This window comes from Pauljensenia sp. C0254C2 (genome assembly GCF_056583835.1).
Map to the genome: position 1 here is coordinate 29,250 of NZ_JBWPJO010000014.1, position 22,728 is coordinate 51,977.

21 protein-coding genes and 3 tRNA genes are annotated in these 22,728 nt (G+C 57.9%); 11 read left to right on the forward strand and 13 right to left on the reverse strand.

Features of this window, described 5'->3' with window-relative positions; all coding sequences use genetic code 11:
• Nucleotides 1-10 precede the first annotated feature (10 nt).
• Complete coding sequence (gene ilvA, locus AC1DA5_RS09235; RefSeq protein ID WP_480289989.1) at nucleotides 11-1,330, forward strand: threonine ammonia-lyase IlvA; 1,320 nt, start codon at nucleotides 11-13, stop codon at nucleotides 1,328-1,330.
• Nucleotides 1,331-1,396: 66 nt separating this feature from the next.
• Nucleotides 1,397-1,469: transfer RNA gene (locus AC1DA5_RS09240), tRNA-Arg, on the forward strand.
• Nucleotides 1,470-1,983: 514 nt separating this feature from the next.
• Here AC1DA5_RS09240 and dcuC read toward each other — a convergent pair.
• The 3 genes from dcuC to rpmF all read right to left on the reverse strand — a co-directional run bounded on the left by dcuC (nucleotide 1,984) and on the right by rpmF (nucleotide 4,755).
• Nucleotides 1,984-3,477: a C4-dicarboxylate transporter DcuC gene (gene dcuC / locus AC1DA5_RS09245; protein WP_070725181.1), complete on the reverse strand. Its 1,494-nt coding sequence runs from the start codon at nucleotides 3,475-3,477 to the stop codon at nucleotides 1,984-1,986.
• 117 nt (nucleotides 3,478-3,594) lie between these two features.
• On the reverse strand, nucleotides 3,595-4,323 hold the full coding sequence (locus tag AC1DA5_RS09250; protein ID WP_070725182.1) for a Type 1 glutamine amidotransferase-like domain-containing protein: 729 nt from the start codon (nucleotides 4,321-4,323) through the stop codon (nucleotides 3,595-3,597).
• Nucleotides 4,324-4,578: 255 nt separating this feature from the next.
• The gene (gene rpmF / locus AC1DA5_RS09255; RefSeq protein ID WP_058236940.1) at nucleotides 4,579-4,755 is read right to left on the reverse strand and encodes a 50S ribosomal protein L32; all 177 of its coding nucleotides are present in this window, start codon (nucleotides 4,753-4,755) and stop codon (nucleotides 4,579-4,581) included.
• 318 nt (nucleotides 4,756-5,073) lie between these two features.
• On the opposite strand from rpmF, the gene AC1DA5_RS09260 reads away from it, so the two are divergent.
• The 4 genes from AC1DA5_RS09260 (at nucleotide 5,074) to AC1DA5_RS09275 (ending at nucleotide 8,275) form a co-directional block, all read left to right on the forward strand.
• Nucleotides 5,074-5,715 carry a YigZ family protein gene (locus AC1DA5_RS09260; protein ID WP_480289991.1) on the forward strand — a complete coding sequence of 214 codons (642 nt, stop codon included), beginning with the start codon at nucleotides 5,074-5,076 and terminating at the stop codon, nucleotides 5,713-5,715.
• Nucleotides 5,716-5,964: 249 nt separating this feature from the next.
• Entirely contained in the window at nucleotides 5,965-6,906 is a 942-nt protein-coding gene (cysK, locus tag AC1DA5_RS09265) for a cysteine synthase A (protein ID WP_070725186.1), read from the forward strand.
• A gap of 96 nt (nucleotides 6,907-7,002) precedes the next feature.
• Complete coding sequence (gene cysE / locus AC1DA5_RS09270) at nucleotides 7,003-7,611, forward strand: serine O-acetyltransferase (protein ID WP_058236943.1); 609 nt, start codon at nucleotides 7,003-7,005, stop codon at nucleotides 7,609-7,611.
• A 145-nt stretch (nucleotides 7,612-7,756) separates the two neighbouring features.
• Nucleotides 7,757-8,275 (forward strand): GNAT family N-acetyltransferase, encoded by a 519-nt coding sequence (locus tag AC1DA5_RS09275; RefSeq protein WP_058236944.1) that lies wholly within the window; start codon nucleotides 7,757-7,759, stop codon nucleotides 8,273-8,275.
• Between the two features lie 233 nt (nucleotides 8,276-8,508).
• Here the strand turns inward: AC1DA5_RS09275 and AC1DA5_RS09280 are convergent, their stop codons facing one another.
• The 4 genes from AC1DA5_RS09280 to AC1DA5_RS09295 all read right to left on the reverse strand — a co-directional run bounded on the left by AC1DA5_RS09280 (nucleotide 8,509) and on the right by AC1DA5_RS09295 (nucleotide 13,754).
• Nucleotides 8,509-10,422 carry a DUF4185 domain-containing protein gene (locus AC1DA5_RS09280; RefSeq protein ID WP_480289993.1) on the reverse strand — a complete coding sequence of 638 codons (1,914 nt, stop codon included), beginning with the start codon at nucleotides 10,420-10,422 and terminating at the stop codon, nucleotides 8,509-8,511.
• Between the two features lie 64 nt (nucleotides 10,423-10,486).
• Nucleotides 10,487-11,401: a carbohydrate ABC transporter permease gene (locus AC1DA5_RS09285; protein WP_480289995.1), complete on the reverse strand. Its 915-nt coding sequence runs from the start codon at nucleotides 11,399-11,401 to the stop codon at nucleotides 10,487-10,489.
• A 2-nt stretch (nucleotides 11,402-11,403) separates the two neighbouring features.
• A complete protein-coding gene (locus AC1DA5_RS09290; protein ID WP_058236947.1) occupies nucleotides 11,404-12,312 on the reverse strand; it encodes a carbohydrate ABC transporter permease in 909 nt (302 codons plus the stop codon).
• Between the two features lie 47 nt (nucleotides 12,313-12,359).
• Complete coding sequence (locus tag AC1DA5_RS09295; RefSeq protein WP_480289998.1) at nucleotides 12,360-13,754, reverse strand: ABC transporter substrate-binding protein; 1,395 nt, start codon at nucleotides 13,752-13,754, stop codon at nucleotides 12,360-12,362.
• A 224-nt stretch (nucleotides 13,755-13,978) separates the two neighbouring features.
• On the opposite strand from AC1DA5_RS09295, the gene AC1DA5_RS09300 reads away from it, so the two are divergent.
• Complete coding sequence (locus AC1DA5_RS09300; protein ID WP_092648655.1) at nucleotides 13,979-15,106, forward strand: glycoside hydrolase family 172 protein; 1,128 nt, start codon at nucleotides 13,979-13,981, stop codon at nucleotides 15,104-15,106.
• A gap of 34 nt (nucleotides 15,107-15,140) precedes the next feature.
• Here the strand turns inward: AC1DA5_RS09300 and AC1DA5_RS09305 are convergent, their stop codons facing one another.
• Nucleotides 15,141-16,088 (reverse strand): Fpg/Nei family DNA glycosylase, encoded by a 948-nt coding sequence (locus tag AC1DA5_RS09305; RefSeq protein WP_092648656.1) that lies wholly within the window; start codon nucleotides 16,086-16,088, stop codon nucleotides 15,141-15,143.
• Between the two features lie 34 nt (nucleotides 16,089-16,122).
• Nucleotides 16,123-19,029 carry a leucine--tRNA ligase gene (locus AC1DA5_RS09310; protein WP_480290000.1) on the reverse strand — a complete coding sequence of 969 codons (2,907 nt, stop codon included), beginning with the start codon at nucleotides 19,027-19,029 and terminating at the stop codon, nucleotides 16,123-16,125.
• 181 nt (nucleotides 19,030-19,210) lie between these two features.
• Between AC1DA5_RS09310 and AC1DA5_RS09315 the strand changes: the two genes are divergently transcribed.
• A complete protein-coding gene (locus AC1DA5_RS09315) occupies nucleotides 19,211-19,657 on the forward strand; it encodes an HIT family protein (protein WP_070725198.1) in 447 nt (148 codons plus the stop codon).
• 42 nt (nucleotides 19,658-19,699) lie between these two features.
• On the opposite strand, the gene AC1DA5_RS09320 is transcribed toward AC1DA5_RS09315, so the two are convergent.
• Nucleotides 19,700-20,428, reverse strand: coding sequence for a metal-dependent transcriptional regulator (locus AC1DA5_RS09320; RefSeq protein WP_058236952.1), 729 nt, complete (start codon nucleotides 20,426-20,428; stop codon nucleotides 19,700-19,702).
• Between the two features lie 167 nt (nucleotides 20,429-20,595).
• Here AC1DA5_RS09320 and AC1DA5_RS09325 point away from each other — a divergent pair.
• The 3 genes from AC1DA5_RS09325 to AC1DA5_RS09335 all read left to right on the forward strand — a co-directional run bounded on the left by AC1DA5_RS09325 (nucleotide 20,596) and on the right by AC1DA5_RS09335 (nucleotide 20,996).
• Nucleotides 20,596-20,671: transfer RNA gene (locus tag AC1DA5_RS09325), tRNA-Lys, on the forward strand.
• A gap of 12 nt (nucleotides 20,672-20,683) precedes the next feature.
• Nucleotides 20,684-20,756, forward strand: a tRNA-Lys gene (locus AC1DA5_RS09330).
• 108 nt (nucleotides 20,757-20,864) lie between these two features.
• Nucleotides 20,865-20,996: a hypothetical protein gene (locus AC1DA5_RS09335; RefSeq protein ID WP_480290003.1), complete on the forward strand. Its 132-nt coding sequence runs from the start codon at nucleotides 20,865-20,867 to the stop codon at nucleotides 20,994-20,996.
• Between the two features lie 99 nt (nucleotides 20,997-21,095).
• On the opposite strand, the gene AC1DA5_RS09340 is transcribed toward AC1DA5_RS09335, so the two are convergent.
• The 3 genes from AC1DA5_RS09340 to AC1DA5_RS09350 all read right to left on the reverse strand — a co-directional run.
• Complete coding sequence (locus AC1DA5_RS09340) at nucleotides 21,096-21,665, reverse strand: Imm61 family immunity protein (protein WP_480290005.1); 570 nt, start codon at nucleotides 21,663-21,665, stop codon at nucleotides 21,096-21,098.
• 5 nt (nucleotides 21,666-21,670) lie between these two features.
• Nucleotides 21,671-22,210: an Imm61 family immunity protein gene (locus AC1DA5_RS09345; RefSeq protein ID WP_480290009.1), complete on the reverse strand. Its 540-nt coding sequence runs from the start codon at nucleotides 22,208-22,210 to the stop codon at nucleotides 21,671-21,673.
• 33 nt (nucleotides 22,211-22,243) lie between these two features.
• Nucleotides 22,244-22,728: Imm61 family immunity protein (locus AC1DA5_RS09350; RefSeq protein ID WP_480290007.1), on the reverse strand; the 485-nt coding region annotated here is incomplete at its 5' end.

Sequence of the window (22,728 nt, forward strand, 5' to 3'; positions counted from 1 at the left end):
GAGCGTTGCCGTGGCATCATCTCAGCACGTACCGCCACATTCAGAACTCAACGACACATCGACAGTGACGCTCAATGACATTATGCGTGCCAGCCTGTCCCTGAAAGACGTCGTCAAGCACACGCCGCTGGATGTGTCGGAACGGTTGACGCAGGAACTGGGCGTGCCCGTCTTGCTCAAGCGTGAGGATCAGCAGGTGTGCCGCTCATTCAAAGTGCGCGGCGCGTACGCGAAGATGAGTGCACTGAGCGCGCAGTCGCGTCAACAGGGTGTGGTGTGCGCTTCGGCCGGTAACCAAGCTCAGGGTGTGGCGTTCGCATGCGCGCACCTGAACGTACGCGGCACCATCTATCTGCCGTCGACCACGCCGCGTCAGAAACGTAAACGTATCGCCGCCATCGGAGGCGAATGGGTGGAACAGGTCATCGTGGATGGCGGTTTTGACCGTGCGAACGCTTTGGCGACGGAGGCTGCGCGCGTCACGGGACGCGAATATGTCCACCCCTACGATGATCCAGGAACAATCGCGGGCGGAGGCACCATCGGTGTCGAACTGGCCGAGCAGATCCCTGCTGACACGTCCTGCGTGCTGGTGCCTGTCGGGGGCGGTGGCCTCATCGCGGGGATTGCGACAGCGCTCAGCCATCTGCGACCTGACGTGCGTGTCATTGGTGTGGAGCCGTACGGCGCTGCCTCGATGCAGCGCGCCTTTGACGAGGGTGGTCCTACCGCGCTGGATCGTGTTGATTCCTTTGTTGACGGGACCGCTGTCGGGACGGTGGGAACCTTGCCGTTCCAGCTGGCGCAGGAAAACGTGTCCTCTCTTGTGTCGGTGCCCGAAGGGGCCGTGTGCACGGAGATGGTGTCTCTGTATCAAACTGACGGCATCATTGCTGAGCCTGCGGGGGCGCTGGCCAGCACGGCTGCTCGCACGTTGCTGACCGATCCGAAACGGCGCGCTGAGCTCACGGGCAGCGATGAGGGATCCATTGTCTGTGTCGTGTCCGGTGGCAACAATGACTTGAGCCGTTATGCGGAAGTGGTGGAACGCTCGCTGCGTCATGAGGGGCTGCGGCACTATTTTGTTGTGACCTTCCCGCAGCAGCCGGGTGCGTTGCGCCTGTTCCTGTCAGAAGTGTTGGGTCCAGGTGATGACGTGGTGCATTTCGAGTATACGAAGAAGAACAATCGTGAGACCGGGCCTGCGTTGGTGGGGATCGATCTGAGCGATCCGGCAGACATTGAACGGCTGCGCACACGGATGGAAGCCTCTCCCCTGCATGTCGAAGAAGTTGCTCCGGATTCGGAGATTTTCCGTCTGCTGGTGTGAAGTGAGACCACTTCACCTGCCTGTATTCACACCCGAGGGTGCAGGCACGCTATCCTTATGCGAGTAGCCCCCGTAGCTCAATGGATAGAGCAAAGGCCTTCTAATCCTTAGGTTGCAGGTTCGAGTCCTGTCGGGGGCGCATTTCGTGAAGCGACTGGTAGTGCCGACACCAGTTCAGCTGGCGTGTTGTACGACAGACAATGTGCGTCAACCGGTCAAGGTAAACGAACGGGCTTTTCGTCAACCGGTCAAGGTAAGAGACCACTACTGCCACGTCTCACTATTCAAGATCCGCATAATAGTGCGGGAAAGTCACTGTCGCTGATAAGTGTTCAGTCCGAATCGTCCGCTCATACCTTGACTGGTTGATTCCAGACAACGCGATGACCTTGACCCGTTGACTCCTACCTTGACCGGTTGACTGGCACTCGCTTCACTGACTGTAACTAGGGCACTGCTACCTCGATCCGATGATGTCTACCTCGACCTGTTGAATCCTGCCACAATCAGTTTGATAAGCCGCGTTCTCATACATGCGCTAAGCGTGCTCAATGCACGTGGACAGCACACGAACAGGGGGCCTGCTCTCTGCGGCCGGATTACCAAAATCCCGCCGCGTGGAGCAAGCCCCCTGAGTGAGCCAGTCTCACCGCTTATGCGTGAATGAACAGGAACGAGAAAATCACGTTCAGAACCGTTGCGGCGATCATCGGAACCGCTGTGCGCTTGACCAGTTCAATCGGATTGACCTTAATGGCGCCCGATACGATCAGGACCGCAGCGCACACAGGCGACACCTGACGCATCAGGTTTGACGTTGCCCACATCGAGTTCAGCATACGAATGGGCAGCACACCACCGCTTTCGGCCAAGTGAGGGACAACCTCGGAGAAAGCGAAGTACGGAGCGGTACCAGACCCCGTCAGGGTAGACAGCAGCGCGACCGACACGACAAAGATCAAGATGATCAATGCCGCAGCGCCGCTTGAACCTTCCGTCGCATCAGTCAGCATCTTGATGACACCAAGCTGCGTGATACCTTCCACCAGAATTGCGGCGGCGACCAGCAGCGCAACCACGCCGCCCGCTGCCTCACCCATACCGGTGAAGAAGTTCTTACCCGCATCGATCGCCTTGTTCAGTGAACGCAGGCGGATAGCCTCGACAATCATCGCAATGAACAGGGAGACAACGGTGACAGGCAGGATGCCAGCCTCAAACGGGATGACACCCAGACGATTCAGAGCCGCTGAAATGATGATGAGCAGCAGTGGCAGCAACGGCAACAATGCGTAGAACCACGGCAAGTTGGCTGCACGCTTGAGGGCATCCTGGATCGTTGCTTCTGAGGCACTGTTCGATGCGCCCGACGCAAATTTCTCACCCTTCTTCGCAGCCTTCATTTCAGCTCCGGTCGCACCGGTCGCTGCGACAATGCCAGCAGCCACGTCAGCACGTTTGCGTGCATCAACCAAATCGCATCGACGCTGCCACCACATATGAATGAAAGCCGTGATCAGCAGTGTCGGAATCGTCGCTAACGCCACATGGCCAAACACGTACTGCGTGACAGGCATACCAACCAAGTCAGCGCCCTGGATCAGGCCCGCTTCCAGCGGCGTCGGGACAATGGTCGACGACGTCACCACAATTGCGCCCACCGTCAGCGGCGTCAATCCTGATGCCACCAGCGCCGGCAACAGCGTGGCGATGAGCAGCAGCGACAGGGATGCGGCCGACGGCACCACCAGAGACAAGATGTTGCCCAGGATGAAACCGATGGGGATCAGCCAATATGAGCCGTGCAAAGCCCTGAGGGGTTTCGACAAGATGACGACGGCTTTGGCATCTGCGCCGATGTACCGCATGTAGGATACGAAGCCGAACAGCACCATGATCGCCATACCGATTCCGGTGAAGCGATTGGCGAAGATCGATTCGACTATCTGCAGCTCGTCGTAGAACGCATTGCCAGTGGCTTCAATTTCGCGTGTTGCGTTATCGATCTTGCCCATCGCTGCAGCGATCATCATGAGCACGATGCCGACGGTGAAAATTGACGCAGCCGGATGTACCTTCTTGATCACCAGGTATCCGACCGCAGCAATGCCCGCCAGAGCAATAACAATCACGAGGAAAGCAATCATGCGGACCCTTTCTTTGAAATGTTTCACATGCCAAAGCGGCATCACCCGTGCGGTGCCGCCGTGGGGACGAGTCGCACTGTATCAGTGGACAGACCCAAAACTGTGATGATGATGTAATTAATCAGCAAGACGGCGAGGCGTGAGTTGTTCTTCGACAACCTCATCCCCGTCCTTGAACGTGTGCCAACCGTAGACCTCGTCCCGATCCGACACCACGTCGACAAGTTCCGTATCGCGGTAGACCAGGCCGATCCCGTTTTCTGACGAGTAGGCATCAGTGAAGTCACCCTCGGCCACCATGCGCTGCAGGAGTTCACGACGCTGCGGGTTCACTCCGTAGTGCACGCCGTTGCCGTAGGGAAGGAAGCCGAGGCCATCGGTTACGGGACGCAGGTCCGGCCCGAATGAATCCGTGGCTCCGCCGATGTGCCAGCACATTGATCCGGCGGACACGCCAGCCAGAACAATGCCTTTCTCCCACGCTTCGCGCATGACCTCGTCCAGTCCGTGTGCGCGCCACACTGCCAGCAGGTTCACCACCGATCCCCCGTCAACCCAGATGACGTCCTGGTCCAGGAGGTATTCGCGAGGGTCGTCGACATTCGGCATCATGAAACAGGTCAACGGGTTAAGCTGCCACCCGCGCAACCGCGCCGCCTCCATGCGTTCAGCGATTCGCGCCTTCTGGTCACCGCACGCCGTGGCGAGGTAGCCGATCTTCGGTGCCCGCCCTTCGACGCCTGCCAGCTCCACTGCGTATGCGGCAAGAGGACCATATTCAACGTCGCACCGCCGTCCCGGATGATATGTGCCTGACGTGCCCACAATAAAGCGCTCTCGAGTCATCCCTCACCTCTCAGATTCTTCATGCCGCCGCTGTGATGTGCGGCCACAGGCACCGGATTGCCGTGCTGTTCTTATGTTAACGGAAAGACACGTCCTGTCTGAGTGTTCGGCTGATCCTTCTGGGCACGCACAGCGCATGGATCAGCAGCGTTGCATCATCCACGGCGGCAGCGATCGTACACACAACAAAAGACCCGGACACCTCGCGGGGTGTCCGGGTCCTCACGTCATCGAGTGACGCGTAAGAAAAATGTCTCAGTCGAGATCGTCGACGCTGAGCAAGCCCTTCTTGTACGCCTTCGCCAGGCGACGGGGCACGCGAATCTCACGACCGGCAACCTTCAGATTGTCGAGCTGGGTGAGATCAGCCTTCCATGCTGACCGGCGAGTGCGGGTGTTCGCTCGGGACATCTTGCGTTTGGGAACTGCCATGGCCCTACCGCTCCTCTTTCTACATTCGTGGACATCACTACCGGCAATAACTGTGCCATGCCTGCTGACAAAATGCCAGCTGCTGACTCCAGTTTCGCTGTGATTTCACTCGCGTACCGGCAACCCAAAAACTCTAGCACGCCAGGGGCGTGACTTTCTTCCCTCTTTGTAGGACTTTGCCCACATTTGTGCCCTCCACTCCCCTCGTAATTGTCGTAATTGACGAGGACAACCATGCGCCGCTACTGCATGCCGACACGATAGAGTGACAGCATCATCAATGGAACCACGAGCAAGCGGAGGGGTGACACAGATTCCGTGAACGATATCCGAACGCTTCGTGCAGGAACGCTGATCACCCATGAAATCGAGATCAAACGCTCACGCTTCATCGCCACTGTGGCCCGCGCCGACACCGAAGATGAAGCGCGCGCACTCATCGACATGGTCCGTTCGGAGCACCCACAGGCGCGGCATAACTGTTCGGCCTACCTCATCAGTGCGGATGGCCGAAACGCAATCCAGCATTCCTCTGACGACGGGGAACCATCGGGCACAGCCGGCACGCCTATGCTTGAAGCCCTCAAAATGTCTGACACGTGGAATGTGACGGCTGTCGTCACCCGTTATTTCGGCGGAGTGCTGCTGGGTGCGGGAGGCCTCATCCGCGCGTATTCGTCGGCGGTGAGTGAGGCACTGGCCCGCGCACCTCACGTGGTCATCAAGACTCTCAACATTGCTCGCATCACTGTCGATCCCAATGATGCCGGTAAGTTCCAGTCGGAGCTGCACAGCGCGAATGTGCCGATTGTGGGCAGCACGTGGGATGCGCGTGTCCACCTCGACATCGCCGCCACTGACGACGACATCGAGCTGTGGGCCGACCGCGCGATGGTTCTGACCCACGGGCGGGCCAGCGTTCACGTAACGGGACAAACTCGAATAGAAGTGGACGCATGAGACAAAAGGCCGTACAGTGTCGCATGTGATTCACACAGCAACGAACCAGATGAACGCGACACAGGTCGCGCGGCGTTGCGTGCACGCAGTTTCTGCGTGCTTTTTCTGTATCTGCACGGCGGAGTGTCTCTAGGGCGAATAGCCTTCTCCGTACGTCTATGCGTACTGCTGTTCGCCCGCATGGTGATCGAACCAGCCCATTTTTCTTTTTCTTTCCTTCCTGACTTTTTCTCTATGGAGTGATTTTTCATGACCGCTATCGCCGCAAACGTCACTGAACTCATTGGCCGCACCCCCCTCGTCGCTATCAATCGCCTCGCGGGCGACAACGCCCACGTCATCGCAAAAGTAGAGGCGTTCAACCCTGCGTCATCTGTCAAGGACCGTATCGCTGCCGCCATCATCGACGCTGCCGAGGAATCGGGCGCCCTCAAGGAAGGCGGAACCATCATCGAGGCCACCTCAGGCAACACGGGTGTCGCACTGGCAATGGTGGGCGCCTCGCGTGGTTACCACGTGGTCATCGCGATGCCCTCGTCGATGAGCATTGAGCGCCGCCTGCTGATGAAAGCCTTCGGCGCTGAACTGGTGCTGACCGACCCGAAGGACGGCATCTCCGGTGCCGTGGCCGCAGCCGAGAAGATTCGTGACGAACGTGAAGGCTCAATCATCGCCTCACAGTTCACCAACCCTGCCAACCCGCAAATACACCGCGTCACAACCGCGGAAGAAATCTGGGCGGATACCGACGGCACGGTGAATATCGTCGTTGCCGGAGTTGGAACTGGCGGCACGATCTCAGGTGTGGGCGACGCGCTCAAACAGAAGAACCCTGATATCCAGATCATCGCCGTGCAGCCCGCCGAATCCCCTATGCTGACCGGTGGCGCAAGTGGCCCCCATGGAATCCAAGGAATTGGACCGAACTTCGTGGCCGACACTTATAACGCACAAGTCGTCGATGAGGTGCTCGATATCGACACCCCCACTGCTCTCACCTTTGCCCGCCGCGCCGCTGCTGAAGAAGGCCTGCTTGTCGGCATTTCCTCGGGTGCTGCCCTGGCTGCAGCAACCCAGGTTGCTGAGCGTGCTGAAAACGCCGGTAAGAACATCGTGGTCGTGTTGCCCGATACGGGCGAGCGATACCTGTCAACTGCGCTGTTTGAAGATCTGCGCGACGACAACGAGTAATACTGATACTGATCGGTCTCACGTGTGGGTGGCATGAGCGATGTGCTCCTGTCACCCACACTGGGGATCTCGGCCACTGATTGAATAAGAGGCATCATGGCACTTTCTCCCTCACGTGCGCTTAAGCTTCTGCGAGAGGACCTCGACACTGCGCTCAAACGTGACCCAGCTGCACGATCGCGCACTGAAGTGGCGTTGACCTACCCTGGTGTGCACGCGCTGTGGAGTCACCGTGTTGCGCACGCACTGTGGCAGCGCAATGTGCGTATACCGGCTCGCCTGATTTCCTCTTTCGCGCGTGTCATGACTGGAGTTGATATCCATCCGGCCGCGCAGATCGGCCATCAGGTTTTCATTGACCATGCGACCGGTGTCGTGATCGGCCAGACGACTGAAGTGGGCGACGACGTCGTGATCTTCCATGGTGTCACGCTGGGCGGTGTGTCGATGAGCCCGGGGAAGCGTCACCCCACAGTGGGGCACCATGTCATGATCGGTGCGGGCGCAAAAGTTCTGGGCCCGATCACCATCGGTGACAATTCAAAGGTGGGAGCGAACGCCGTGGTGACTCGCGATGTTCCGGAATGCTCGGTGGCCTTGGGGGTTCCGGCCAGGTCGCATCCTTCCCCCGAATCGGTGGAAGAGCCCGATGATGAGCTGATTGTGGATCCGAACTCCTACGTGGATCCATCCCTGCTGATTTAACCAAGGTTTCTCGGCCTCTGCGCTGCGCTTCCCCCTCGGCCCACACCGCATGTTGCACGCGCTCACGCCAATGCGTGTGACACCGGAGGTGACGTCACCTGCCAAAATACCCACAAACGTGCGCCAGGTCACGTAGGCTAAGGGCATGACGAAGCGAACGTTGCAAGCTTCTTTGAATACGTTGGCCGATGTCGATCAGCCCCAGGGCGTCCAGCTTGCCACCCTCACGAGGTACGACATCCCAGCGTTGGCATCGCTCCATGTCATCGCCTATGGAGCGCCCTCCACTGCGGAGAACCTGTGGGAATCAACGGATGAAATGCGTCTGTATTTTGAAGGTGCGTTTGGTCAGCCTCGTGACGACTCGTTCATCGGCGCGTGGCGTGACGGAAGCCTGGTGGGAGCGATCCTGTGCGTCACCGATGTTGTGTGGGATGATGCTCCGCGCGGTCCGTTCGTCATTGACTTGATTGTTGATCCTGAATGTCGTCGTGAAGGCATTGCAACGGTGCTCATTGCCGAGCTTGCCCGCCGTTGCGCGTCGTGGGGTGAAAATGACTTGTCCTTGCGCCTTGATCTGAAATCCGCGCCCGACGCGCAGAAGTTCTACGACGCGCTCGGTTTTGTGGAGGTCAACGCCGAATCGGACGATTCCGCGTCCTAGGTCCTCCCCTGCTCGCTGCAGACGCCTGTCTGCCCCGCTTCTCTACCGGCTTTCGTCCGTCTTCTATTTTGCATGGGCCTGTACGCCCGAGCTAGCTCCGGCTTGCATCCATGACCACTGCGGGGCACCGCACCTAGGCGCCCTAACACGATTGACGAGGGCGACCCATCCGATGTTCGGTGCACACCACCAGTGCGTGAGTCACCCTCGTCAATGTCGTATTCAGCTGAACATTACCTAGCCTGTCGGCGCCTTGCTGCAACCAAGGAGAGCCCACCAATCAGGCTGATTCCAACAAGTGCGGGCACGAGGCTTCCGACTGTGGAGCCAGTACGCGCAACCGTTGCCTTGTAGCCGGCTTGAGCGGATGCCGCTCCTGCCTTACCCCCGTTGCCGTTTCCTGGCCGGTTCACGTCGCCACCAAGATTGCCCTCGCCCTTTCCACTACCGGCATCGGCGTTCCCGCCCTCGTCTTTACCCGCATCGGCATCGGCGTTTGCATCACCATCTGCAGGCTTGGTGTCGGACTTACTCGGTCCAGTGGCCTTCAGAGACAAGCTATCCATCTGCACCCACTGGTCAGCAGTAGGGGCAGCGTCCACGAAAATATCGATCTGGCTGTTGCTTCCCGAGTCGAATTCCACAACAAAGCGCGTGTATCCGGCCAAGTGTGTGAATTCCTGAGAGGCAAGAACCTGTCCGCCTGGACCGGTTTGACGCGCACCCACCGTTCCCTTGTCAGTGCGCTGCGGGTTGTCAGGACCAGTCGTCACGAACGCTGTCATCTTGTAGTGAGTGTTGCGTGTGACGGTTACTGTCTGGGAAAGCTCCAACGTGCCTTGGTTGTTCCGCATCCATGCCTGGTGTTCTGACCCATATGCCCAATCCGGCTTGCCATCAAGACCGCAAGGTCCGTGGCATTGCCAATGGGGACTCATACCGCCATTCTCTACGCGCTCAAAACCGGGGTCCTTAACGAGGTTCGGGTGGATCACATTGCCATTCTTATCTACCTCGAATGCCATCTGGAAAATGTTGTAGGAGCCCCAGATTGACATGGCGAAATGCACTTCTGAACCTGAATTCCACGGGTGCATGTACGGTGCATACATTCCGGGATAATCCAGTGAGGTTGCCACTACTGTCTTGTCTGACCACGGGCCTTCCGGACGATCTGCCAGACGGTACACCACGTCAAAGATTCCCGCTTCGTCTGAATCAGTGGTGTACATCAGCATCCACTTGTTCAGGTAAGAGTTGTACTGCAAAGACAGTTCCGTCGTCGGAGCTTCAACGATGTCGACCGCGGCACCCTCGTCGGCACCCCACTCGCTGCCGTTCCAGTACTGGTACGCATCCTTTTCGAGGATCTTGTTCTCATCAACCCTGGCGATGCGGATGGCACCGAAGCGACCATTCGGCGTGCCCATCATGTAGACGAAGCCATCGCCTTGACCGTGAGCAAAGCCCACCATCTGAAAGTTATTGGACCACTTGTCATCGTTGGTCCACTGCGGGCCGTCGGTCGTATTCCAGGTTTCTCCCCCGTCATCGGAGTACGCGATACGGGAATAGTTCGTGAACCATTCTCCGGGGACGCCCCACTTATTGACGGACATGAACGCCAAATACTGCCGGCCGCCCACCGCGATGCCGCCGGTGGGAATAGTGGTGTGCTCGGTTTCAGGGATCTTGAGCGAGGGAATGATCTCCCGCGCTTTTCCGTTCTCATCGACCACGGCAGAATCGAACAGGATTCCGTCTTCAGCGAAGTTCCTGGTGGACGAACGCAGCAGTGCATTCGAACGCCAGTCTTCTCCGCCGCCACCATTGCCGCTCCATTCGCCGAAGGTGTCACCAACAGCGAATAACACATGACCGTGTCCGTCATCCCACATGATTCCAAGGTCGGTTCCCTGGATTTTCATGGTCTGGGCGGTGTTTGTAAAACCTTTAGCACCTGTCAGCTGAGCGACAACGCGTGCAGCCGAAGGATGAGCGTATGGCTTCTCCGCCTCGGGTGCGGCTGGATCGGCAGCGCACGCTGTTCCTGCCAGACACAGCGCGCCGGCGCATGCGCAGGCAGCAATGATTGCTCCTCGTCGAGTGAATAAGCAGCGCCCTGGTGGTGAGCTAGACTCACGCATAGCGTGTCCTTTCCTTGGATGGGTGTGTCGGCCGTGACCGTCGTCCTCATCGATGAGGACGCTCCTACTTCAGACCGGACATTTTGATGTTGCCAATGATCTGGCGCTGGAAAATAAGGAAGATGATGATCACTGGCGCCGCTGACAGGACAGAGCCCGCCATGAGTAAACCCAGTTCAGAGGTACGTTCCGAGCGGAACGTCGCAAGGTATTGCTGGAGCTGGTACTTCTCCGGGGACGTGATGGTCAGAATCGGCCACACGTATGCATTCCAGTATCCCAGGAAGGACGTGATGCCCATGACGACGAACGGAGGCTTCGACAGGGGCAGGAACAGACGCACGAAAATCTGGAAACGCCCGCACCCATCCAGCATGGCTGCCTCTTCGAGGGATGAGGGGATCGACAGGTAGAACTGTCGGATAAAGAAGATCATTCCCGCGTTCGCGATACCGGGAATAACCAGAACGGCCAGAGTATCCAGCATGCGTAACTTCGTCACAACGATGAAGCTGGTCAGCAGAATCGTCATACCCGGAATGAACATCGTCGTGATCATGACGACCCACAGGATTTTCTTGAAGCGGAACTCCAGGCGTGCGAACGCATAGGCAGCAAGTGAGTTGACGGTCAGGCTGGCAGTCATGAAGAGCAGCGCACCCAGAAGCGTCCACAGCAATGCGCGGATGAACGTGGGATCCTGCGCGATGCGCGCGTAGTTTTCCCAGTGCCACACTTCGGGGAAGAACTGGAAGGGGGTCTGAACAACTTCGGTCTTTGCCTTGAATCCTGCGATGACCATCCACAGCAGGGGGTACAGTGCAGCGAAGATGAAGATCGCACCGAACAGGCCTTTGATCAGGATGACCGGCCACCATTGTTTCCGGTGGAACTGCGGTGCTGCTGCCTGTTCTTTCTTCGTGGAGTCCGATGTCTCCATTGCGGTGCTGACACCCGTCGACGTTGACATTACTGACATGATTAATCCACCAGCTTCTCGGAGTTCACGAATTTGAAGATCAGTGCGGAGAGGGTTCCCAGAACCAGGAACATCAGCAGGGCTGCTGCAATCGAGTAGCCCACGTTCATGTCTCCGCGGAAGTGATTGAAGATGAACAGGTTCGGTGTGGTTGTCGAATCCAACGGCCCGCCGCCGGTCATGACCAGCGGGAGCTCGTACTGTTGGATCGCGCCGATAATGCCTGTTACCAGCAGATACAACCCCACATTCTTCATCTGCGGCAATGTGATGTAGAAGGTCTTTTGCCACCAGTTCGCTCCCTCGAGCGAGGCGGCTTCGTAGAACTCGCTGGGGATGTCAATCATGGCTGCCACCATGATCAGGGATGTGAGGCCCATTCCCAGCCAGATTGCCGGGACTGCGATGGCCAGAAGCGCCCACTGGGGGTCACCCAGCCATGCGATTGGTTCAACTCCGAAGAACCCGAGGAACCAGTTCAAAATGCCGCCGGAGTAGTCATAGATCAACACGAAGATGATCGAGGTAATAACGCCGGAAATAATGGTCGGCAGATAGATGCTGACCTTCAACGTGTCAGCAAATCTGCGCGACACAGATACGACAAGACTGGAAAAGAGGAATGCGAGAACCAACGTGGTGGGCACGGTGAACAGAACGAACATGAAACCGCGTTTAATGGCGGCGATAAACAGCGGGTCCTTGAGGACGTCCGTGTAGTTCTTGAACGCAACGAATACTGCGGGCTTGTAAAAGCTCCAGTCCTGGAATGACAGGTACGCTGCGTAAATTGCTGGCCACACCACGAAGATCCCGAGCAGCACAAAGGCGGGAAGGATCAAGAGGTATGCGAGTCGTCCATCACGGAAACGGAACTTCTTTGAGTCCTTCCGCACCTTTGTACTGGACATCGGGATTCCTTTCTTCAGCCTGGGAACAGTCCTATGACAGGGCTGAGTTACTTATCGCCGGGAGCAGGTGCTTTCTCGGGAAGGCTCTCACGATCGATCACGGTCTGGATCGCCTTCTCAGCAGTGTCGATCGCCTGGTCAGCGGTCGCGGCACCCTTCATCACGGTCTCCATCGCCGTGCCGACTGCCATCGAGACATCCCACGGGTAGGCAACGCCTGGAATGGCATCAGGAGCAATCTCAGTCATGATGACGTCTGACCACGGAGCGGATTTGGCCTCTTCAGTGGCGGCCACGCCTTCCTGAACGTCGTCGCGCGGAGGAATCTTGGTGAACTGGGTGGCAACATAGAACGGAACGAGGTTCTCAACGTCTCCGGCCAGAACCCATTCGAGGAACTTGCCTGCTTCTTCAGGGTGCTTGGCCTTTGCGTCAACAACCCACTTGAAGTCACCCAGTGTGGTGGTGGTTCGTCCCTCTCCGTTCGGTGAGCTCGGGAACAGGCCCAGACCCGTGTTCGTCAGCATGTCCTGGTAGTCGGAGCCAACCTCGGACATCATCCAGGAACCGGACACCTTGTAGGCCACCTTCTTTTCACCGAATTCCTTGGCTTCCAGGTAGCTGCCCAGAGGCTGCTTGGCCATGTAGCCGTTGTCCCACAGATCCTTGTAGAACTGCATGAGGTCACGGTAGCCCTGGTCGTTGATGTTCGGTGCGCTCCAGTCATCGGTCAATGCGTTGTGTCCAGAAGCATTGAACTGCTGGCCCACAGATGCCCAGCCGAATGTGCCGGCATCAGATGCCGGGGAAATGCAGTACTGACCATCCGACAGGGTTGGCTGAATCTTCGCGCAGTTGTCGAGCAGATCCTGCCACGTCTTCGGTGCCTGCTCTGCGTCAAGGCCGGCAGCGGAGACCATTTCCTTGTTCCAGAACAGCACTGTCTGCGGCTCCAGAACCAGCGGGTATGCGTAGTAAGTGCCATCAATCTGGGAAACCGAACGTGCCAGGTCGGTCATCTTGTCCAGGCCTTCCTTGGACACGATCGAATCCAGATCGTGGAACTGAGCGGCATTCACGCCGTCATTGAGCGGTCCGGAGAAGGTGTAAATGTCGGGACTCTTGTTTGCTGCCTGCGCCGACTTCATCTTCTGATCCCACGCGTCGGCCGGTACTTCGGTGTCGACTACGGTGATCTCGTCCTGCGCTTCGTTGAACTTCTGAACGATGTTCTTGTACCACTCATTTTCCACGGGGGTGAATGTGCGGTGCCAGAATTCAATGGTCGTGCCGCCTTCGGATGATGACCCCGAGGCTGCTGCGCCGCTTTCTGAACCTGCGGGTTCACCTGGCGTTCCCGAGCCGCATCCTCCTACGAGAACAGATGCCAAGGTGAACGACGCAATCCCTGCCCACGCCCACCTGCTCTTTCCTGAATTCATGGTGTCTCCTCTTCGATATGACTCAACGTTGAGTCCGTTAGCCCTATCTCGCGTTGTGATGATCTTTGAGCATTCCACCAGTGGAAAACTCGCTGATTATGGCACCTGGAAGCCAATGGCTAATTGACCCTGACTACCTGGTGCTCTACACTATACAGTAATCGATTACAACTCGTGAAATTTCGACACACATTGTGATATTTTCTCAGGAAAGGCGATCAACGATGCTCTCCCCCTTGACAGGTCTGACCACAATTCGCAACGTAGCCACTCGCTCCATCTCTCCGGAAAACTTCGACGGCACACCTGGGGGTGGCGGCCGCGCGACCGAGGGAACCGGTGCGGAATGTGCACGCGACCTGGGATCCACGTGGAAGATCTCCCCCAGTATTGACGTTCCGGCTCGCGGCACATTCGAGCTGGCCAACATCTCAGGTGCCGGATGCATCACTCATATCTGGATGACCGCTCACACCTCACTGTGGCGTCGCCTGGTCTTCCGCTGCTACTGGGACGGCAGTGACGAACCTGCCGTTGAGGTGCCCTACGGCGACTTCTTCTGCAATGGCTGGTCCGTGTTCTCGCAGGTTAATTCTGTTCCGATCGCCGCCAACCCGCACGGTGGTTTCAACTCCTACTGGCCCATGCCGTTCAAGTCCGGTGCTCGCCTGACACTGGAGAACACCTCCGACGAGGATGCCCGCGTCTACTACCAGATCACCTACGACATTGACGAGGGTGACTCATCCGCCGCTGACGGCGCAGCCGCCAAGGACGATATCGCCTACTTCCATGCGCAGTGGCGCCGCTCCAACCCCCTGCCGACGCTCACCACACACCCGATTCTGGAAAACATCGAGGGCCAAGGGCACTACGTGGGCACCTACATCGCATGGTCAGTCAATGACAATGGCTGGTGGGGCGAAGGCGAAATCAAGTTCTACATGGACGACGACACTGACTATCCCACGATCTGTGGCACCGGCACTGAGGATTATTTCGGTGGTGCCTGGAACTTCGATGTCCCCGGCCGCGGATACACGACGTTCTCCACGCCGTATTTGGGAATGCCGCAGGTCATCCGCCCCGATGGCCTGTATATCGCCAATCAGCGTTTCGGAATGTACCGCTTCCATATTCAGGATGCAATCCACTTCTCCAAGGGACTGCCGCGCGTCGACATTCAGGCTTTGGGCTGGCGTTCAGGTGGCCGCTACCTGCCGCTGCATGACGACATCGCCTCGACCGCCATGTTCTACCTGGATCGTCCGGTCACGAACCGTCCCGAGGCGCCGACCTACGATTCCATGGAGGTCCACCTGGGAGCAGCTCCGGCCACTGACCTGGCCTAGTGTCATAGCCTTCCTGTCTCCGTCGGGCTTTTGCCTAGCGCTGACAGCTCGGACACCAGAAGAGACGCCTCGTAGCCATCAGATCCTCCGCAACGGGAGTGCCGCAACGCAGGCACGGCCTACCGGTGCGGTGATAGACATACCAGCGTGATGCTTCAGGATCACCCTCAAGGGGTGGTTCCGGAGCATCCTCGTCGCTCACTGTTTCGATTCTGCCCACTTCAAGGCCGTGTGCCATGAGTGGGCAGATCGTTTTCCACAGCAGGCTCAGGCGCGCCTCGGCCACTCGGTTGCCTCGGCGTCTGGGATGAATCCCCGTAATGAAGAGCGATTCTGCGCGGTAAATGTTCCCAACGCCGGCAATCACAGACTGATCCATAACCAGTTCGCCGATGGTGCGCGATCGTGAGCGGATCGCATCGATGAAGGCGCGCTCCAGGTCGGGACGAGTCAGCGCGTGGGGTGAAAGCGGATCGGGACCCAGACGCCGCAGCACCTGGCGCTGTTCATCAGGTGTGATGACTTCGCAGCGATTGGGACCTGACAGGTCGGCGACCGCGTCATCTGTTTCGATGCGGACCCTGACCTGGCCAACCGGCTCGGGTGGAGTCCATCGGCCGTACTCGTCCGTTGTGCCGCTGTCGCCAGCCAGCCGCGGAGCTCCGATCGATACCGGAACCTCCACCGATTCACCGCCATATAAACGCCACGACCCATACAGACCCAGGTGGACATGCAGCCACAGGTCGTCGGTATATGCCACCTGCGTACCGTCGGGGTGTCCCTCGCGTACCGGTCCGGGCGCGCTCAACTGCATGAAGAAATGCTTGCCGTGCGCACGAACCGACGTCACTATCCTGCCGTTGATCAGGCGTGCTCCGCCGGCGAAGCGCCCCTGCGGCGATGACACCCGGACCGCACGTCCGACAAACAGCGTGTCGAACGTGCGGGTCAGAGCATGAATAACGTCGCCTTCAGGCATAGGTTCTCGCCACTACCAATCTGGCAGTGCGCGGCTAGTTCTTCGGCAGAACCAGGTTCACCAGTTTAGGTGCGCGCACAATAACTTTCAGCGGCTCACGTCCATCGAGGATGGCGCGGATCGGCTCCAGGTCGAGCGCGCGAGTGCGCAGATCGTCCTCGTCAATTGAGGGCGATACATCGAGGCGGGCACGAACCTTGCCGTTGACCTGCACGATCGCAGTAATCGTTTCTTCTTCGAGCAGTGATTCGTCCTCAACGACCGGGAACGGTTCACGTGCGAGCGACTCACCGTGCCCCAGTTTGTGCCACAGTTCTTCAGCGATGTGCGGCGCAACAGGGCTGACCATCAGCACCAGGGGTTCGATGATTTCGCGCGGTACCGCATCCATCGACGTGATGTGGTTATTCAACACGATCATGCGGGCAATGGCGGTGTTAATGCGCAGGTTCTCGAACTCAACCGTCACATCCGCGATCGTGCGGGCCAGCAGTTTGCGCGTGGCCAGATCGGCCGGTTCGTCACTGACAGTGACCTCACCAGTTTCTTCATCGAGGACATTGCGCCACAGGCGCTGCAGGAAGCGCTGAGATCCAACGACGGCTCGCGTCTCCCACGGGCGGGAAATATCCAGCGGTCCCATCGACATCTCATACACTCGCAGCGTGTCCGCGCCATAGTCCTGAGCGAATTCGTCAGGTGTGACAACGTTCTTCAGGGACTTGCCCATCTTGCCGTATTCCTGTGTGACGGGCTCACCCTTCCAGGTGAATCCGCTTTCCTCGTCGCCCGTCACTTCATCGGCCGGCACGTATGCGCCGCGTGAATCCGTGTAGGCGTAGGCCTGGATGTAGCCCTGGTTGAACAGCCGGTGGAACGGCTCAGATGCGCTGACGTATCCCAGGTCGAAGAGGATCTTCTGCCAGAAACGCGCATACAGCAGGTGCAAAACGGCGTGTTCGACGCCACCGACATACAGGTCTGCACCGCCGGATTCGCCCGGGTTGCGCGGCCCCATCCAGTACTGCTCATTGACCGGATCAGCGAAATGTTCGGTGTTATTCGGGTCGCCGTAACGGATTTCGTAAGCGCACGAGCCAGCCCAGTTCGGCATGGTGTTCGTGTCACGACGATACGTCTGTTTGCCTTCACCCAGATCCAGTTCAACGTCCAACCAGTCCGTTGCCCGACCCAGCGGTGCTTCCGGCTCAGACGCAGCATCGTTCTCATCGAATGTGCGCGGCGAAAAGTCATCAATTTCCGGCAGGGTGACGGGGAGCATCTCATCAGGCAGCGCGTGCACGCGGCCATCAGCCGAATACACCACGGGGAACGGTTCACCCCAGTAGCGCTGACGTGAGAACAGCCAGTCACGCAGGCGGTACGTCACGGTTTTCTTGCCCAGGCCGCGTTCTTCCAACCACTGTGTGATGCGCTCAATGGCTGCTTCCTTGCCCAGACCGTTGAGGTCCACTTCCTCATTGGCCGAGTTGGTGATGACACCGTCACCGACCCACGCGGCTTCGTCGCGGTCGAAGTCTTCGGGTGGGGTGATCGTGGTGATGATGTCCAGGTCGAAACGACGTGCGAAGTCAAAGTCACGCTGGTCGTGCGCGGGCACAGCCATAATCGCGCCGGTGCCGTATCCCATCAGGACATAGTCGGCCACAAAAATCGGGATGCTCGTGCCGTTAACAGGGTTGGTGGCGAAACGCCCGGAGAACACGCCTGTCTTCCCCCCTGCTTCGGCGGTTCGCTCCGCATCCGTCATGCGTGCAGCGCGTTCACGGTAGGCTTTCACAGCCGTAGCTGGTGTGGCGTATCCACCTGTCCACGCTTCGCGTGTTCCATCGGGCCACTCAGCAGGCACGTTCAGGTCAGCAGCGTCGCCCTCGTCCCCGAGCAGGGGGTGTTCGGGGGCAACGACCATGAATGTTGCGCCAAAAAGCGTGTCAGGGCGGGTGGTGAACACATCGAGCCGCGTGCCGTCAGCGTCAAATGTGACGCGCGCGCCGGTGGAGCGGCCAATCCAGTGATGCTGCATTGAGCGCACCTTGTCCGGCCAGTTCACTGTGTCCAGGTCAGCGTCCAGGCGGTCAGCGTAGGCGGTGATTCGCATCATCCATTGGCGCATGCGCTTGGTAAAGACTGGGAAATTGCCGCGCTCGGAGCGTCCCTCGGCGGTGACTTCCTCGTTGGCGAGCACGGTGCCCAGGCCGGGAGCCCAGTTCACGGGCGCCTCGTTGATATAGGCCAGGCGGTAGGAATCAAGCACGCGGGCCTGTTCGACCGCTGTCAGATCGTCCCACGCCTTGTCGAATGTTTCCTCGCCCTCAGATGTGGCGATCGGGCGCGTGCCGGAGCGGAATTCGTCTTCCAGTTCGCTGATCGGACGGGCGCAGCCTTTCGTGCCGGCCGGGTTCGTCGCTTCAGTGTCATACCACGCGTTGAAGATCTTCAGGAAGATCCACTGCGTCCAACGCACAAACAGGTCATCGGTTGTAGCAAATGAGCGGCGCTTGTCGTGCGACAGTCCCAGGCGCGCCAGTTGGCGACGCATATTCGCAATGTTGTCGTATGTCGTGATGCGCGGATGTTGGCCGGTCTGGATGGCGTACTGTTCAGCGGGAAGACCGAATGCGTCGAACCCCATCGTGTACAGCACGTTAAAGCCGCGCATGCGCTGGAAACGTGCGATCGTGTCAGTGGCGATATAGCCCAGTGGGTGTCCAACGTGCAGGCCTTTGCCTGACGGGTAGGGGAACATGTCGAGCAGGAAGTAAGGGGTCAGTTGCGCCAGTGGCCCTTCAAGGTCTCCGGTTGGGTTATCGGCATTGAATGTGCCACGGTCATCCCACTGCTTGTGCCACTTGTCTTCGATGGCGTTGGCCATCTGTGCGGTGTAGCGGAATTCCGGCTCCGAACCTTGATTCTGGCTCATTGATGGATCCCTCTCGAATTCTTCGGTCATGCTCGTCAAATTGGCCTGTTGCCAACCACTTAAGGGTATCTCATCGCGCCACTGGCTACCGGATTCGTTCAGCGTACGATCGGGCGCAGGTGCGGAGGGGTATCGCGACGAGGGTGGCCCATGCGGGCGCAAGATGGGTGAGAATAGAGCCATGAGTACAGCATTTGAGAACATCATTGATGGAACATGGTCGGGACGCTTCGCATGGGCTGACGACGTTTGTGTTGTTTTTGCCACCATTGAGCCGATCCGCGCTGGTCACATGCTGGTGGTGCCGCGCCACCCTTACCCGTCGTGGACGGACGCGCCGGTGGAGGTTGCCGAGCACCTGATGCGCGTGGCCCACATCATTGGGCGAGCACAGATCGAAGCCTTCGACGTGGAACGAGCCGGCCTGATCATTGCCGGTTTTGAGGTACCTCACACCCATCTGCATGTGGTCCCCATGAAGTCGGAAGCAGATATTGCATTCGCCAATGCTGCTCAGGCTAGTGATGATGCCCTCGACGATGCTACGACGAGGGTGCGTGAGGCACTGGTGGGCCTGGGGTACGAGGCGAACGTGCCGCCGTCGATGGGGTCAGCTTCCCTGAGCTAGCTCGGGTGCGCGGCTGCGACAGTTGGCGCGCGATTGCGCCCGTTACTGTTCGACGTGAAGATCGTCGGGGTCGGTGGCTACGAAAATGGCATCTGCGGCCACGTCACCGATTTCGACGGTATGCGCGCGCTCTTCACCAGATTCACGCACGTCAAGTGTGAGTGTTCCCAGCGCAGGTGAGCGGCGCACCACCGTGATACGGGCATCCAGGGCGATCCCCCTGCTGGCCAGATCGCGCAGCATCTGCGGATGGCCATCTGAGATTCGCACGATGACCGTGTCAGTTCCTTCGACAACGTCAGACAGCGGCATCATACCGGGAGCCAGGCGAGTGCCGTCAGGAGCCGGAATCGGGTCGCCATGTGGGTCGCGCATCGGGAAACCAAGCGCACGGTCGAGGTGCTCAAGCAGCGTCTCGGAGACCGCATGTTCAAGGATTTCTGCTTCTCGGTGAACTTCGTCCCACTCAAAGTCGAGCTTTTCGTACAGGTATGTTTCGAGGAGGCGGTGGCGACGCACCACACCTACTGCTATTGCGCGGCCCTTTTCGGTCAGGTGAACCTTGTGGTATGGCTCATGTTCAACCAACCCCTGGTCTTTGAGCCTTTTGACGTTTTCAGATGCCGTTGATGCGACGACCCCCATTCTGGCGGCAAGATCGTTCACCGACACTCCGGCACCACTCCACTCCCCTGCGGAGTAAATAGTCTTCAAGTAGTCCTGCGTCATTTGCGTGATGGGCACGTCACGCAGATCGTCGTGGTGTTCCATCAGCCCTCCAGGTTTGTCAGTGTCAAAGACGCGTTGGCGCTCCGGTTCTTACTGTAGATGCCCATGCGCGCCTGTGCATGCGTCCTGCAGATGTGTCCTATCGCCTACTTTTCAAGTTGTCTGAAGCCCCTTGACACGAGTACAGTATTACTTCGTTACGAGACGTAGCGCCGTTAGCTCAATTGGCAGAGCAGCTGGCTCTTAACCAGCGGGTTGGGGGTTCGATTCCCTCACGGCGCACCACCCGTAACTCATGCGCCGTTAGCTCAATTGGCAGAGCAGCTGGCTCTTAACCAGCGGGTTGGGGGTTCGATTCCCTCACGGCGCACTTTTTATGCTTCCGCTCCTCCGAGAGAGTTTGTCACCTCTTCATGCTTCTTCGGTCACGTGCACGTCTTGGCGGTCGACAACAAAGCCTGCACAGATACTGCGCAGAGTGAGCCGAGGGTCGGCCATGGTTGGCGTCTCAATGCGCATCCCCGTCATCGAGATCGGCGAGGCGATTGTCGTGATCCCCGTTCGAGTAGCTGACGCTGGATCGAGTGCGGATGAAACACATTGCGCATGAAAAGAGCGTCCGAACTTTCCACCAGCGGCCTCAGCTCTTCGAAGAACGGCTCATCAAGACTCATCAACGACACAGCCTTTACAACCTTCCTCACACACGTTATTCCTCGACGATAAAGGCTTCCAAAGCCGGGCGACCATCAGGATCCAGAAAAGAGTCAAGAAGATCCCGAACCGGAATATCACAGACATAGGAGAACTCCACCGTACGCGAGTAGTCATTGGTCAACGTATCGCTCATGAGCATGGGAAGGATTCCGCGGTCGGGTGTCTGAAGCGTGTAGTCAAATTTGTTGATTTCCACGAGGGAATAACCAGGGCGCTGTTCGTAGGTGTAGCAGGGAATGTACATGGATGGGTAGTCGCGTTGCGCCCAGCGGAATGATTCGCCCGCCTGGTAGATGAACCAGCGCGTCACCAGGTCAAGATCCGGGGAAAAAAACGAAAAGAAAATCCTCTCATTCCGCGAGCTTTCCCCATATGCGAACTGCCCATCCTCAAGCTGAGCCACGTGATAGACCGGATCCCCAGCATGACTGATACTGATCGAACGAGGATGGAACACATTGCGCATGAAAAGAGCGTCTGAACTTTCCGCCAGCAGCCTCAGCTCCTCGAAAAACGGCTCATCAAGACTCATCAACGACACAGCCTTTACAACCTTCCTCACACACGTTATTCCTCGACAACGAATGCTTCGAGGGCTGGACGACCATCAGGATCCAGAAAAGAGTCAAGAAGATCCCGAACCGGAATATCACAGATATAAGAAAACAGCACAGTCTCTGAATAGTCGTTGATGAGATCGTCATGCATACGGAAAGGCAGGACCTGGCCAGCTGGCGTCTTAAGAGCGTACGTGTACTTTTCTACCTCCACCAGTTCATATCCGGACCACTGCTCATAGGTATAACACGGAAAGTACAAGGACGCGTAGCCGCGCTGCGCCCAGCGGAATGATTCGCCCGCCTGATAAATGAACCAGCGCGTCACCAGGTCAAGATCCGGGGAAAAAAACGTAAATTGAATATCCCCGTTTCGCGAGCTGCCTCCATATGCGAACTGCCCATCCTCAAGCTGAGCCAAGTGGTAAATCGGATCACCAGCATGACTGATACTGATCGAACGAGGATGGTGAATATTGCGCATAAAAAGAGCATTACGACATTCCGCCAGCAGCCTCAGCTCTTCGAAAAACGGCTCGTCAAGACTCATCAACGACACAGCCTTACACCTTCCTCACACACGTTATTCCTCGACAACGAATCCTTCCAGCGCTGGATGACCATCAGGATCCAGAAAAGAGTCAAGAAGATCCCGAACCGGGATGTCACAGATATAGGAGAAAAGCACCGTGTCTGAATAGTCGTTGATAAGATCGTCATCCATACGCATCGGCAGGACCTGGCCAGCTGGCGTCTTAAGAGCGTACGTGTACTTTTCTACCTCAACCAGTTCGTATCCGGGCCGCTGCTCGTAGGTGTAACACGGAAAGTACATGGACGCACAGTCAGCTCTTACGCGGAACGCCTCGCCTGCCTGGTAGATGAACCAGCGTGTCACCAGGTCAAGATCCGGGGAAAAGAACGAAAAGAAAATCCTCTCATTTCGCGTGCTTTCCCCATATGCGAACTGCCCATCCTCAAGCTGAGCCACGTGGTAAATCGGATCACCAGCATGACTGATACTGATCGAACGAGGATGGTGTATATTGCGCATAAAATGAACATCTG

Bases quoted from the DNA above. Each gene is read 5' to 3' on its own strand.
- dcuC (WP_070725181.1), bottom strand. From the start codon at position 3,477: ATGATTGCTTTCCTCGTGATTGTTATTGCTCTGGCGGGCATTGCTGCG.
- AC1DA5_RS09250 (WP_070725182.1), bottom strand. From the start codon at position 4,323: ATGACTCGAGAGCGCTTTATTGTGGGCACGTCAGGCACATATCATCCG.
- rpmF (WP_058236940.1), bottom strand. From the start codon at position 4,755: ATGGCAGTTCCCAAACGCAAGATGTCCCGAGCGAACACCCGCACTCGC.
- cysK (WP_070725186.1), top strand. From the start codon at position 5,965: ATGACCGCTATCGCCGCAAACGTCACTGAACTCATTGGCCGCACCCCC.
- cysE (WP_058236943.1), top strand. From the start codon at position 7,003: ATGGCACTTTCTCCCTCACGTGCGCTTAAGCTTCTGCGAGAGGACCTC.
- AC1DA5_RS09275 (WP_058236944.1), top strand. From the start codon at position 7,757: ATGACGAAGCGAACGTTGCAAGCTTCTTTGAATACGTTGGCCGATGTC.
- AC1DA5_RS09280 (WP_480289993.1), bottom strand. From the start codon at position 10,422: ATGCGTGAGTCTAGCTCACCACCAGGGCGCTGCTTATTCACTCGACGA.
- AC1DA5_RS09285 (WP_480289995.1), bottom strand. From the start codon at position 11,401: ATGTCAGTAATGTCAACGTCGACGGGTGTCAGCACCGCAATGGAGACA.
- AC1DA5_RS09290 (WP_058236947.1), bottom strand. From the start codon at position 12,312: ATGTCCAGTACAAAGGTGCGGAAGGACTCAAAGAAGTTCCGTTTCCGT.
- AC1DA5_RS09295 (WP_480289998.1), bottom strand. From the start codon at position 13,754: ATGAATTCAGGAAAGAGCAGGTGGGCGTGGGCAGGGATTGCGTCGTTC.
- AC1DA5_RS09300 (WP_092648655.1), top strand. From the start codon at position 13,979: ATGCTCTCCCCCTTGACAGGTCTGACCACAATTCGCAACGTAGCCACT.
- AC1DA5_RS09305 (WP_092648656.1), bottom strand. From the start codon at position 16,088: ATGCCTGAAGGCGACGTTATTCATGCTCTGACCCGCACGTTCGACACG.
- AC1DA5_RS09310 (WP_480290000.1), bottom strand. From the start codon at position 19,029: ATGAGCCAGAATCAAGGTTCGGAGCCGGAATTCCGCTACACCGCACAG.
- AC1DA5_RS09315 (WP_070725198.1), top strand. From the start codon at position 19,211: ATGAGTACAGCATTTGAGAACATCATTGATGGAACATGGTCGGGACGC.
- AC1DA5_RS09320 (WP_058236952.1), bottom strand. From the start codon at position 20,428: ATGGAACACCACGACGATCTGCGTGACGTGCCCATCACGCAAATGACG.
- AC1DA5_RS09345 (WP_480290009.1), bottom strand. From the start codon at position 22,210: ATGAGTCTTGACGAGCCGTTTTTCGAAGAGCTGAGGCTGCTGGCGGAA.